This is a genomic window from Lysobacter capsici, from assembly GCF_018732085.1.
In the GTDB taxonomy this organism is placed as follows: domain Bacteria; phylum Pseudomonadota; class Gammaproteobacteria; order Xanthomonadales; family Xanthomonadaceae; genus Lysobacter; species Lysobacter capsici_A.
This window is the reverse complement of sequence record NZ_CP076103.1, coordinates 1406675-1419544: the sequence shown is the minus strand read 5'-3', so window position 1 is coordinate 1419544 and position 12870 is coordinate 1406675. Positions and strand designations below refer to the sequence as shown.

11 protein-coding genes and 1 riboswitch are annotated in these 12870 nt (G+C 67.2%); of the genes, 6 read left to right on the top strand and 5 right to left on the bottom strand.

All coding sequences use genetic code 11. The annotated features are described in order from the left end of the window. Positions 1–9: 9 nt before the first annotated feature. Positions 10–1086 carry a homoserine O-succinyltransferase MetX gene (gene metX, locus KME82_RS05735; protein ID WP_252255637.1) on the bottom strand — a complete coding sequence of 359 codons (1077 nt, stop codon included), beginning with the start codon at positions 1084–1086 and terminating at the stop codon, positions 10–12. Between the two features lie 69 nt (positions 1087–1155). Beyond that, positions 1156–1277, bottom strand: a riboswitch (SAM riboswitch). A 128-nt stretch (positions 1278–1405) separates the two neighbouring features. Between metX and KME82_RS05730 the strand changes: the two genes are divergently transcribed. From KME82_RS05730 to KME82_RS05705, 6 genes are all read left to right on the top strand, one after another. Beyond that, positions 1406–2509: a phytase gene (locus KME82_RS05730; protein WP_215497672.1), complete on the top strand. Its 1104-nt coding sequence runs from the start codon at positions 1406–1408 to the stop codon at positions 2507–2509. 23 nt (positions 2510–2532) lie between these two features. Then, positions 2533–3459 (top strand): peptidoglycan DD-metalloendopeptidase family protein, encoded by a 927-nt coding sequence (locus KME82_RS05725; RefSeq protein WP_215497671.1) that lies wholly within the window; start codon positions 2533–2535, stop codon positions 3457–3459. A gap of 276 nt (positions 3460–3735) precedes the next feature. Beyond that, the gene (locus KME82_RS05720; protein ID WP_215497670.1) at positions 3736–5340 is read left to right on the top strand and encodes a peptide chain release factor 3; all 1605 of its coding nucleotides are present in this window, start codon (positions 3736–3738) and stop codon (positions 5338–5340) included. Then, positions 5340–5828 (top strand): hypothetical protein, encoded by a 489-nt coding sequence (locus KME82_RS05715; RefSeq protein WP_215497669.1) that lies wholly within the window; start codon positions 5340–5342, stop codon positions 5826–5828. Before KME82_RS05720 ends, KME82_RS05715 begins: the two co-directional genes overlap by 1 nt. Positions 5829–6138: 310 nt before the next feature. Continuing rightward, positions 6139–6819, top strand: coding sequence for a PAQR family membrane homeostasis protein TrhA (gene trhA, locus KME82_RS05710; RefSeq protein ID WP_051547900.1), 681 nt, complete (start codon positions 6139–6141; stop codon positions 6817–6819). 236 nt (positions 6820–7055) lie between these two features. After that, a complete protein-coding gene (locus tag KME82_RS05705) occupies positions 7056–9050 on the top strand; it encodes an AsmA family protein (protein ID WP_215497668.1) in 1995 nt (664 codons plus the stop codon). A gap of 764 nt (positions 9051–9814) precedes the next feature. Here the strand turns inward: KME82_RS05705 and KME82_RS05700 are convergent. The 4 genes from KME82_RS05700 to mtgA are packed head-to-tail and all read right to left on the bottom strand — an operon-like array spanning position 9815 to position 12724. Continuing rightward, entirely contained in the window at positions 9815–10456 is a 642-nt protein-coding gene (locus KME82_RS05700) for a hypothetical protein (protein WP_215497667.1), read from the bottom strand. A 31-nt stretch (positions 10457–10487) separates the two neighbouring features. Next, positions 10488–10919: a CBS domain-containing protein gene (locus tag KME82_RS05695; protein ID WP_215497666.1), complete on the bottom strand. Its 432-nt coding sequence runs from the start codon at positions 10917–10919 to the stop codon at positions 10488–10490. After that, positions 10876–11925: a glycosyltransferase family 2 protein gene (locus KME82_RS05690; RefSeq protein ID WP_215497665.1), complete on the bottom strand. Its 1050-nt coding sequence runs from the start codon at positions 11923–11925 to the stop codon at positions 10876–10878. Before KME82_RS05690 ends, KME82_RS05695 begins: the two co-directional genes overlap by 44 nt. 37 nt (positions 11926–11962) lie before the next feature. Continuing rightward, the gene (mtgA, locus tag KME82_RS05685; protein WP_252255636.1) at positions 11963–12724 is read right to left on the bottom strand and encodes a monofunctional biosynthetic peptidoglycan transglycosylase; all 762 of its coding nucleotides are present in this window, start codon (positions 12722–12724) and stop codon (positions 11963–11965) included. Positions 12725–12870 lie beyond the last annotated feature (146 nt).

Sequence of the window (12870 nt, the reverse complement as noted above, 5' to 3'; positions counted from 1 at the left end):
GGTGAATGCTCATGCGGCCACCGACGTGCAGTCGGCCAACGCTTCGCGAAGAATGGTGTCGATCTGGGCTTGTTCTTTCAGGCACGCGTCGTGGCCGTAGATCGAACGCAGCACGCGCAGGCGGGTTTCGCCGCGCAGGCGTTCGACTAGGTCGTAGGACTCGCTCAGCGGGATCAGGCGGTCCTCGGTGACGGCGACCACGGTGACCGGCGCGCGGATGCTCGACGGATCGACCTGCTGCAGGTCGATCGACTCGGACAAACGCAGGAACGCGGTCGGCGAGGTGTGCGCAACGTACTTGTTGCCGCAGTGGTCGAGGTAGTCCTCGGCAGCGACGCGCACGCGGCCGTCGACCACCTGCGCGGCGCCGAAACGCTCGGCGAATTCTTCCGGAGTGCGGTAGCTCAGCACCGCCAGTTCGCGCGCCAGGGCCAGGCCTTGGCTTTCGTCGCACTGCAGCGCGCCCAGCGCGACCGCGCGGCGTTGCAGCGCACGCCATGCGGCGGCATAGGGATGGGCGCGGTGGGTGCCGCTGATCGAGATCACTTCGCCGACCCGCGCCGGATGGCGCGACGCGAACTGCAGGCCGACCATCGCGCCGTAGGAATAACCGACGAAGGCCTGCAGGCGTTCGATGCCCAGCGCATCGAGCAGCGCGGCGATCGCGTCGGCCTGGTCGGCCGGATCGAGCGCGATGTCGAGCGAACCGTCGGCACCGATCCAGTCGAAGGACACCAGGTGATAACGGGTCGGGTCGAGCGAACGGCCGGCGCCGACCTGGCATTCCCACCACCCCTGCTCACCGAACTCACGGCTCGGCGACAAATGCTTGTGAGCCGAGATCCCGCCGGCCACGAACAGCGCAGGCAAGCTCGCATCGCCCTGGGTTTCGTAGCGCAAGGTCAGCGTGCGGCGGCCGGAGTGGCGCAGTTCCAGCTCGATGCCGATCTCGCCGCGGGTCGCGGTGACGCGCGCGGCGGGACGTTCGAACGCGGCGCGCTCGAAACCGATGGGCGCAGCGGCGGCGGAATAGGAGACGAAGCTTTCGGCGCGGTCGGCGGCGGCGGTGCTGGGGGCGAAGCTCATGGCGGTCATCCGAAGTGAACGGGGCCACCGAGTTCGCAAGTCGCGCACCCGCATCGCTGCGAGTGTCCGCAACCATCTTCCGACCGACGCCTCAAGGGCGGGCCGCAGGAATTGGCACCTTCACGCGGCTTGCGCCGCCTTGGGTTGCCCCGGCTTCAAAGGGCCTGTCCCTCTGCCGGTCTCGATGGATGGCCACAGTCTGCCGACGCTCCGGGGGCGTGTCAATCGCTTCATCCGCATATAGCGATTTATTATTTAGCCCCCGATCCCGGCCGCGACCGCCACCCGGCCGACATCGCCCGCGCATACACTTAAGCCGATGAATAGCCGCCTCCTCGCCGCCGCCCTGACGACGCTGTTGCTGTCCTCCTGCGCCCTGACCCGCCCCGCCCTGGAATCGGAAGCGCGCTTCACCAGCGTGGCGCCGGCCGGGCTGCGGATCGTGCCCGAGCGGTTCGTCTCAGCCGAAAGTCCGCAGGACGAGCTCGATTCGCTCGCCACCTGGCCGACCCCGGACGGTTCGACCTGGCTGATCGCCAGCGCCAAGTCGACCCACCGCCTGGCCGTGTACGACGCCGACACCGGCCAGCGCCTGCGCACCTTCGGCGAAAAAGGCGGCGCAGCCGGCCAGTTCAAGCGCCCCAACGGGCTGGCGGTGTTCGGCGACCACCTGTTCGTGGTCGAGCGCGACAATCACCGCGTCCAGGTCCTGCACCTGCCCGACTTCGCCCCGCTCGGCAGCTTCGGCGAGGCGCAACTGCGCAGCCCCTACGGCGTGTGGATCAACGAGACCGCGCCGGGCGAGCTGGACGCCTACATCACCGACAGTTTCATGTACGGCGAGAAGTTCGATCAGGTGCCGCCGCTGGCCGAACTCGATCAGCGTGTGCGCCGCTATCGGCTGCGCTTCGACGACAACGATGCGATGAGCGCCGAGTACCAGGGCGCGTTCGGCGACACCACGGCCGACGCCGCGCTGCGGGTGGTCGAATCGATCGCCGGCGACGCCGCCGGCGACCGCCTGCTGATCGCCGACGAAGACCAGCGCCACCTGTCGACCCTGCGCGAATACACCCTCGCCGGCCACTACACCGGCCGGCGCGTGCCCGATCGCAGCTTCCAGGCCCAGGCCGAAGGCGTGGCGCTGTGGAGCTGCGGCGCGGGCGACGGTTACTGGATCGCGGTCGACCAGCTGATGCCGCGCACCATCTTCCACGTCTACGACCGCGACAGCCTGGAACCGCGCGGCAGCTTCAGCGGCGAGGTGACCGCGCACACCGACGGCATCGCCCTGCACGCGGCCGGCACCAACGCGTTTCCGACCGGCGCGCTGTACGCGGTCCACGACGACCGCTCGGTGACCGCGTTCGACCTGGGCGATGTGGCCCGCGCCCTGCAGTTGCAATCGAGTTGCCTGAACTGACCCCGCCCCCGCCCGACCCGACTATGCCGCGCCTGCCCGCCCCGATCGCCATGTGCCTGTGCCTGCTCCTGCTCGCCGTCCCCGCGGCGCAGGCCGGCAAGCTGTATCGCTGGACCGACCGGAACGGCATCACCCATTACGGCGATCGCGCGCCGTCCGCGGCGCCGCCGTCGGAGGTCAAGGTCATTCCGTTCCGCGCCGAGCCCGGCGCGATCGCGCGGCTGCGGGTGCAGCAGGACGGCGACCGCTACCTGGCCTGGGTCGACAACAGCCTGTCCGGGCCGGTCGAAGTGCAGCTCGACTTCACCCACAGCAACAACATCGCCGGCAACCCCAGCCTGCCCGCCAACGCCACCGTGGACGCACGCGGCAGCGCCGTGGTCGCCGTGCTCAGCGCCCAGGACCCGACCCGCGGCGGCGATTTCGAACTGACCATGCGCAGCGTGCCCGGCGACCCGCGCGCCCGCGCGCGCAACGTCGAGTACCTGCTGCCGCTGCAACAGCAGCAGTTCCGCATCGACCAGGGCTACGGCGGCCATTTCAGCCACACCGAGCCCGAACACCGCTACGCGATCGATTTCGCCGCCGACATCGGCACCCCGGTGCTGGCCGCGCGCGACGGCGTGGTGATGCAGGTCGAATCGGATTTCGACAAGGCCGGGCTGAACCTGGAGAAGTTCGGCGACCGCGCCAACTTCGTGCGCATCCTCCACGACGACGGGACCATGGCCCTGTACGCCCACCTCAAGGCCGACAACGGCGTGATCGTGCGCGTGGGCCAGCGGGTCCGCGCCGGCCAGCAGATCGGCCTGTCGGGCAACACCGGTTTCAGCACCGGCCCGCACCTGCATTTCGCCGTGCAGATCAACCGCGGCATGCGCCTGGAATCGATCCCGGTGCGGATCAACGGGCCGCAGGGGCCGTTGCGGTTGACGGGTGGGACGCGCTGAGGGGGCGGGATTCGGGATTCGGGATTCGAATGAGTCTCGGGGCTTCGAGGTCTTTGTGGGAGGGCCTTTCAGGCCCGATGCTTTTCTCTCAGATCGCGGCGGCTGACCGAACAGCGTCGGGCCTAAAGGCCCTCCCACAGAGACCTCCAGGCTGCGAAGCCCTCCAGGCGACGACCAGAACGGGTCCTCCAAACGCCTCCCCAGCCCCGCCGCCATCCACAGGTATAATCGCCGCCTTCCCCTTACCGGCCGACGCGCCCCCGGCGCGCCGTACTCATGTCCGAAGTCTCCCAACAAGTCCTCCGCCGCCGCACCTTCGCGATCATTTCGCACCCCGACGCCGGCAAGACCACGCTGACCGAAAAGCTGCTGCTGTTCGGCGGCGCGATCCAGATGGCCGGCAGCGTCAAGGGCCGCAAGGCCGCGCGCCATGCGACCTCCGACTGGATGGCGCTGGAAAAGGAGCGCGGCATCTCGGTGACCTCGTCGGTCATGCAGTTCCCCTACGAAGACCACATCGTCAACCTGCTCGACACCCCCGGCCACGCCGACTTCGGCGAGGACACCTACCGCGTGCTGACCGCGGTCGACTCGGCGCTGATGGTCATCGACGTGGCCAAGGGCGTGGAAGAGCGCACGATCAAGCTGATGGAAGTCTGCCGGCTGCGCACCACGCCGATCATGACCTTCATCAACAAGCTCGACCGCGAAGGCAAGAGCCCGATCGACCTGCTCGACGAAGTCGAAAGCGTGCTCGGCATCCAGTGCGCGCCGATCACCTGGCCGATCGGCATGGGCCAGCGCCTCAAGGGCGTGGTCCACCTGATGACCGGCGAGGTGCATCTGTACGAACAGGGCCGCAACTTCACCCGCCAGGATTCGACCATCTTCGCCTCGATCGACGACCCGGCGCTGGAAGCGCGGATCGGCGCGCCGATGCTGGCCGAACTGCGCGACGAACTGGAACTGGTCGAAGGCGCCTCGCATCCGTTCGACAAGGCCAAGTACCTCGCCGGCGAACAGACCCCGGTGTTCTTCGGTTCGGCGGTCAACAACTTCGGCGTGCAGCTGCTGCTCGACTTCTTCATCGAGCACGCGCCCTCGCCCAAGCCGCGCGAGACCACCACCCGCGACGTGCAGCCGGCCGAGGAAAAACTCAGCGGCTTCGTGTTCAAGATCCAGGCCAACATGGACCCGCAGCACCGCGACCGGGTCGCGTTCATGCGCATCTGCTCGGGCAAGTTCAACGCCGGCATGAAGGCCTTCCACGCGCGCACCGGCAAGGAAGTCAAACTCGCCAACGCGCTGACCTTCATGGCCTCCGATCGCGAGATCGCCGAGACCGCGTTCCCCGGCGACGTCATCGGCATCCACAACCACGGCACGATCTCGATCGGCGACAGCTTCAGCGAAGGCGAGCCGCTGTCATTCACCGGCATCCCGAACTTCGCCCCGGAACTGTTCCGCCGCGCGCGCCTGCGCGATCCGCTCAAGCTCAAGCAGTTGCAGAAGGGCCTGGCGCAGTTGTCGGAAGAAGGCGCGACCCAGTTCTTCCGCCCGCTGATGAGCAACGACCTGATCCTCGGCGCGGTCGGCGTGCTGCAGTTCGACGTGGTCGCCTATCGGTTGAAGGACGAATACGGCGTGGACGCGAGCTTCGAGCAGGTCAGCGTCGCCACCGCGCGCTGGATCCGCTGCAACGACGCCAAGAAGCTCGAGGAATTCCGCGACAAGAACGCGCTGAACCTGTCGCTGGATGCGGCCGGGCAACTGGTTTACCTGGCGCCGACGCGGGTCAACCTGCAACTGGCGCAGGAACGCGCGCCGGGCGTGGAATTCCTGGCAACGCGCGAACACGCGCACGCGGTGGCGCTGGACTGATGTCGCCGCTGCGCCGCTGGTGGACGTACTTGTTGAGCAAGCGCAGCGAAGTCGCCGCGCTCGACTACAAGGACGCCTACATGGGCAAGGTGATCATGGACATCCACCGCCTGCGCAGCGACAAGGCGCAGGCGATGGTGCCGCTGCAAGCGCTGCATCCGATCCACCGCATCGACCGCGAATCGGCGTTGCAGGCCACCCGCGCACGCGCGCAGGCGCTGGGCGCGCGCCGCGACGAGTTGCTGGCGCACGGCCGGCTCGACCTGGCCGCGTTGAACGACATCATCCCCTCGGTCTCGCAGATCAAGGTCGTCCAGGACGGCGAACGCTGGCTGGCGTTCGAAGGCAACGGCCGCCTGTACGCGATGCGCGAGGCGTTCGGCGAGGATTGCGCGCTGCTGGTCGAAGTCGAGCAGTACCGCTTCGCAAGGCCGCACAAGATCCAGCGCCGGCTGCGACGGATTCGGCGGCTCAACGCGCTGGAGTGAGCGCGGCGCGCGGGCGCCCGGGTCGTCCGGCGACGCGCAGCGCACCCGGCTTCGCCACGGCGATCAACGGCCTGCCGGCGCAGGCCGGGTAAGCAGCGCAACGCATTCGGGCCGCAATCCCGGCGCCTGTCACGCCGGACCGCCTGAGCATCGCCCTTCCCCGTCGAACCGCCTCGATGAACCCGCCCGCGGCCACCGTCCGCAAGCGCGTGACCGAAGTCGCGAAACCGACTCCACGCTGTCTTGCCGTTGCGGTCGATTCGCATTCGCGACGAGCTTTGGCCCCAGACCGCGCTAGGATGCTGGAACCATGACCATCGCCCATGCCCCCGCTCACGGCGAGCACTCGATCCGCGAAGAGATCGCCAATGCCCTGACCCACGGTCTGGGCGCCACCGCGGCCTTGGCCGGCGGTGCGGTGATGATCACCCTGGCCGCGCTGTACGGCGACGCCTGGCAGCTCGGCAGCGCGATCGTATTCGGGATCAGCCTGTTGCTGCTGTACCTCGCCTCGACCCTGTACCACGCGATCCAGCACCCGATCGTCAAGGGCCGGCTGAAGGTCTTCGACCATTGCGCGATCTACCTGCTGATCGCCGGCACCTACACCCCGTTCACCCTGATCGGCCTGCGCGGTCCGTGGGGCTGGGGCCTGTTCGCGGCGATCTGGGCGCTGGCCGTGGCCGGGATCGTGTTCAAGCTGTTCTACACCGGCCGCTTCAAGCTGCTGTCGACCATCATCTACATCGCCATGGGCTGGCTGGTGATCGTCGCCGCCAAGCCGCTGCTCAACGCGCTCGACGCCTCGACCCTGGGCTGGCTGCTCGCCGGCGGCATCTGCTACACACTGGGCACGGTGTTCTATCACCGGCCGTCGCTGAAGTATTCGCATGCGATCTGGCATCTGTTCGTCGTCGGCGGCAGCGTCTGCCACTACATCGCGGTGCTGTCGCAGGTCGTGCCGGCCTCGCGCCTGATTCCGGGCGCCTGATTCAAACAACGTGGTTGCGGCGGTGCGTTTGCGGCGCGTGGCGCCGGGCGCCCGCTCCACGGCAGCCGCGCGGGCTGAACGCCGCACGCCGCGTCCACGACGCATTCACTCTCGCTTTACCGGCGTATGGCGATGGTGGGGTCAACCTCACCACAGGTCCCGCCGCGCGGGCCGACAGGGCGCCGCGCCGCATTGTGGCCGCATCGCCGCTACGCCCCGGCCTTCGCGCTTACGCGATGAGCACACCTGATCCCACCGTCTCCGCTTCGAACAACGCCGCAGCCAGCGCCGTTCAACCTCCCGCCGCGCGCGGCTGGTTCGCGCCGGTTCGCCGTCATCCCTGGCTCAGCCTGCTGGGCGTGATCGCGCTGGCGATTGCGGTATTGATCGCACTGTGGGACTGGAACTGGTTCAAGGGCCCGATCGAACGCCAGGTCGAAGCGCGCACCGGACGCAAGTTCCAGATCGACGGCAATCTCGATGTGGATCTTGGCCGGGTGTCGGTGATCCGCGCCGACGGACTGAGCTTCGCCAATGCCCCGTGGGCCAAGCAGCCGATGATGGCGACCGCGCAGCGCCTGGAACTGGCGATCGAAGTCTGGCCGCTGCTCAAGGGCGACATCCGCATTCCCGACATCCGCCTGACCCAACCGCGAGTCAATTTGCAGACCGACGCCAAGCACGGCGGCAACTGGGTGTTCGAAAGCGGCGGCGGCGGCGAACTGCCGAAGTTCCGCAAGATCTGGATCCAGGACGGCCGCATGGAATTCCTCGATCCGTCCGGCAAGACCGACATCCGCCTGAGCGTCAACAGCCGCCAGCCGCGCCGCGAAGACGCCGCGCCGCCGATCGAGGTCGACGGCGGCGGTCACTGGAAAGCCAACCGCTTCACCCTGGAAGGCCGCGCCGAATCGCCGCTGGAACTGAGCAACAGCCAAAAGCCGTATCGCTTGAACCTGCGCGCGGTGGCCGGCGCGACCCGTGCGCATGCGCGCGGCGAACTGGTCGACCCGTTCCATCTGCGCGACTTCGACCTGCAGTTCGCGCTGGCCGGCAAGAACCTCGCCGACCTGTATCCCTTGATCGGCGTGGCGATCCCGCCGACTCCGCCGTACGCGCTCGACGGCCGCCTGCGTCGCGACGGCATGCGCTGGAACTACGACGATTTCACCGGCAAGGTCGGCGACAGCGATCTGGCCGGCGACGCCAGCGTCGACACCGGCGGGCCGCGGGTGTATCTGCGCGCCGACCTTATTTCCAAACGCCTGGACTTCGACGACCTCGCCGGCTTCATCGGCGCCCCGCCGCAGACCGGCCGCGGCGAAAGCAGCAACCCGGAACTCGCCGCGCAGAACGCGCAACTCGACGCGAAACCCAAGCTGCTGCCCGACACGCCGTACCGGCTCGACAAGCTGCGTTCGATGGACGCGGACGTGAAGCTCAAGGCCGCGCGGATCAACGCGCCGGGCTGGCCGCTGGACGACATGCAGGCGCATCTGCTGCTGGAAAACGGCCTGCTCAAGCTCGATCCGCTGAACTTCGGCGTCGCCGACGGCGACATCCGCTCCAACATCACCATGGACGCGCGTAACGCCACCATCCGTACCCGCGCCGACATCAACGCACGCGGTCTGACGCTGTCCAAGCTGTTGCCGGACGTGAAACTGGCGCAGGACGCGGTCGGCAAGGTCGGCGGGCGCATCGCCCTGAGCGGCAGCGGCAACTCGATCGCCAAGATGCTCGGCAGCGGCGACGGCAGCATCGCGGTCGGCATGGGCCAGGGCCAGATCAGCAACCTGCTGATGGAATTCGCCGGCATCGATCTGGCCGAAATCCTCAAGTTCAAGCTGACCCACGACCGCAAGATCCCGATCCGCTGCGCGTTCGGCGATTTCGCCGTCAACAACGGGGTGATGACCGCGCAGTCGCTGGCGTTCGACACCAGCGACACGGTGTTGGTCGGCAGCGGCACGATCAGTCTGCGCGAGGAAAAACTCGACCTCACCATCCGTGCGCGCCCGAAGGATCGCAGCTTCCTGTCGCTGCGCGCGCCGTTGATGGTCAGCGGCACCTTCAAGCAACCCAACGCGCGTCCCGACTACAAGCGCCTGGGCCTGCGCGGCGCGGCGGCGATCGCGCTGGGCGCCATCGCGCCGCCGGCGGCGTTGTTGGCTACGTTGGAGTTGGGGCCGGGGAAGGATGCGGGTTGCGCGGGGCATGTAGTGAATTGAGTTTGCCACGCACTGAGTGCTGCGCTGCTCGACCTTCGTACATGCAATCGCTGTACGCATTGCGAAGCGCCAGGCATCAACGCTCGATGCCGCTATTGCTTCAGCGTGACTGAGATTCCAGCTCTGGCTCTGACGCTGACCAAGTCCATGGCTTTGGCTTGAGCCGGAAGTCACGGCTCCCATCCAGCACTGCGAAGCTTGTAACTCGCGTTAGCAAAAGCACACCCGAAGGGCGACGCGCAGGGATGCGCGTCGCGCGCCACCGGGACATGGATGTCCCGTGTGGCGCGTGCCTGCGTCTGCTCCGCACTTGCGGGCACTTGATTCAAAGAAAAGCGTTTTTCTTTGGTTACCTTTCTTTTGTCGCTTTTGACAAAAGAAAGTAACTCGGCCGCTTGCGGACGAAAGCTGTTGCCTTTGCCTCAAAGGCTCTAAAGCTTCAAAGCTTTTAAAGCTGCAAGCAGGATCAAAAGCTTCCGCCACTAAAGCGGCGGGTAACTTTCTTTTGTCCAGAGCCACAAAAGAAAGTCACCAAAGAAAAAGGCGTTCCTGTTTCGAATCAAGAGCCGCACGATCGGTGCCGACGCAGGCATGCGCCACACGAGACATCCTGTCTCGGTGGCGCACGGCGCACATCCATGTGCGCCGCCCTCCGGGTGTGCTTTTGTTCTCGCGAGTTACTCGCCTCGCAGCGCTGGATGGGAGCCGCGACTTCTGGCTTGGGCGACAGCGACAGCAGCAACGTGACTGCACGCGTCGTCAGATCAGAAGTTGATCGACTTCTTGAAATCCACGGTTTCGTAGTGCAGGTAAACGTCGCTCTCGCTGCCGTCCTCGTGGCCTTGCTTGAGATCGTACTCAAGCCGCCCATCGGGCTCCCGACGTTCGGCGACGACGCGCAGTCGATCCAGGCAGGACTCGAAATCGCTTGACGAGCTGGTCGTGGTCGAACCGGTGTCGAACGCGATATGCCGCATCGATACTTCGCGGCCCTTGGCGCAGCGTCCGCCGTCCTGCTTTGGATCGCTGGGAGCCTCGGCCCGCAACAGCACGTCGTAGCGATCGCCCTGGTGCCCTTGCGCGACGATGATGGCCTTGTCGAATTTGGTTTTCTGCATGCCGAACACATCGGCCACGCTCAGCTCGATGGTGCGCTCGGGCACCTGGATCGCGATGAACTCGCCATCGGCCGAGACGGTCGCGGTGGCCGGTCCTTTCGACACGTCCACCGGCGCGGCCGCGACGGGGGCAACGGGGGCAACGGGAGCGGCTTCAGCGTCGGCTTCGGGCAATTTGGCGTTGCAGGCGGTCAGGGACATCATCAGCGCCGACGTCAGGCCGATCGCAATACGTTGCACACAAGTCATGCGTATCCTTCGCTCAATTGAATGCCGGCCCGAGCCCACGCCCGAGCCGTACGGCAAACAGATTAGGCGATCAGCTGGCGATGTAGCGCTGCAACTGATCGAGTTCCACCTGCTGATCCTCGATCACCGCCTTGACCAGATCGCCGATCGATACGACCCCGATGACTTCGCCGCCTTCGAGCACCGGCAAGTGGCGGATGCGCCGCTCGGTCACGATCTGCATGCAGTGCTCGGCGCTGTCGCCCAGGCTCACGCTGACGACCTGCGCGGTCATGATGTCGCGTACCGGAGTGTCGGCCGACGAACGGCCCTGCAGCACGATCTTGCGTGCGTAGTCGCGCTCGGACAGGATCCCGGCCAGTCGCGATCCCTCCATCACCAGGACCGCGCCGATCCGCTTTTCGGCCATCAACCGGATCGCGTCGATGACCGGCGCATCGGGGCCGATCGCGAAAACCTCAGCCGCCGCCTTGGCGTCCAACAGCTGTCGTACGGTGCGCATGAGGGTCTCCTTCCGCGATCTGGGGATCAAGCTGGGAAAACCGGGTCTGCCCCGAGGATACTCCTGCCGCGGGCTGCCAGGTGTCGATCAGGTACAGCGGCCGCTGCTTGGATTCCTCGTACAGCCGGCCCAGGTATTCGCCGATCAGGCCCAGCGCGATCAGCTGCACGCCGCCCAGGAACAGGATCACCGCCATCATCGTCGGCCAGCCCTGCACCGGGTCGCCGAACAGCAGCGCCTTGATCACGACCTTGAGCGCATACGCGAACGCCACCAGCGCCGTCGCCAGCCCCAGGTAGGTGGCCAGGCGCAGCGGCGCGGTCGAGAAACTGGTGATGCCCTCCAGCGCCAGGTTCCACAGCCGCCACAGGTTGAACTTGCTGGCGCCTGCCACCCGCGGCTCGCGGTGATACGGCACCGCGATGCGGTTGTAGCCGATCCAGCCGAACAAGCCCTTCATGAACCGATGGCGCTCGCGCAATTGCCGCAGCGCGTCCAGCGCGCGCGGCGAGAGCAGGCGGAAATCGCCGGTGTCGGCCGGGATCGGCGTGCGCGACAGCCGTCCGATCACCCGGTAGAACGCGTGCGCGGTGCCGCGCTTGAGCCAGCCTTCGCCTTCGCGTTCCAGGCGCGTGCCGTAGACGTCGTCATAGCCTTCGCGCCACAGCGCGACGAATTGCGCGATCAGTTCCGGCGGGTCCTGCCCGTCGGCGTCGAGGATCAGCGCGGCGCCCTCGTCGACCAGATCCAGGCCGGCGGTCAACGCCGCCTCCTTGCCGAAGTTGCGCGACAGCCGCAGCAGCGACACCCGCGGATCGGCCGCGGCGATCGCCTGCAGGATCGGCCAGGTGCGGTCGCGGCTGCCGTCGTCGACATACAGCACGCGGCCGTCGACGCCGTCGGCCCGCAACGCGTCCAGCGCCGCGGCGATGCGCGGCTGCAGCAGGGGCAGGCTGGCGGCCTCGTCGAAGGCGGCCAGGACGACGGTGACGCGATCGCGGCTCATGCTGCGCATAGTAGCCGCGGGCGCATCGCGGCGGGCTTCACTCGAGTTGCTTGAGGTACTCGCTGCCGCCGATGTAACGCATCTGGCGCTGGATCGCCCCGGCCCGCCGCTGCACGTACGGTCCCGGCTTGGCGACGCTGTAGCGCTTGGGGTTGGGCAGCACCGCGGCCATGCGCGCGGCTTCGGCCGGCGCCAACTGGCTGGCGTCCTTGCGGTAGAAGGTGCGGGCCGCGGCCTGGGCGCCGTACACGCCGTCGCCGAACTCGGCGATGTTGGCGTAGACCTCGATGATCCGATGCTTGGGCCACATCGTCTCCAGCAGCAGCGTGTACCAGGCTTCGATGCCCTTGCGGATCCAGCTGCGCCCGCTCCACAGGAACAGGTTCTTCGCGGTCTGCTGGCTGATCGTGCTGCCGCCGCGGACCTTGCGGCCGCGCTCGTTGTTCTTGCGCGCCTTCTCGATCGCCTTGAGATCGAAGCCGAAATGCTCGGCGAAGTTCTGGTCCTCCGAGGCGACCAGCGCCACCGGCAGGTTCGGCGAGATCTCGTCCAGATCGCGCCAGTCGTGGGCCAGGCGGAAGCCGAAATCGCCCGAACCCCAGGCCTCGAACTGGCGGATCATCATGAAGGCCGAGAACGGCGGATCGATGAAACGCAGGCTCGCGACCTGCAGGATCGAGGCCAGCACGAACAGGAACGGCAGCGCGATCAGCCAGCGCAGCCAACGCCGCAACCGGCGCGGACGCGGCGCGGTCTGGCCCGGGCCGGCCGCCGTGTCGACCGGGCCGAGGTCGGGCACGGCCCGGCTCAAGCCTTGCACCATGCCGTTGCCGTCCCCACTGTTGCCGCGTGGCGGCAGCCCCGCGTTCGTGATCCGAGCTCCGATCGCATCGGCATAGCCTTCACCTCCCCCCTAACAGAATCCTGCGCATTATCCGCGATGCC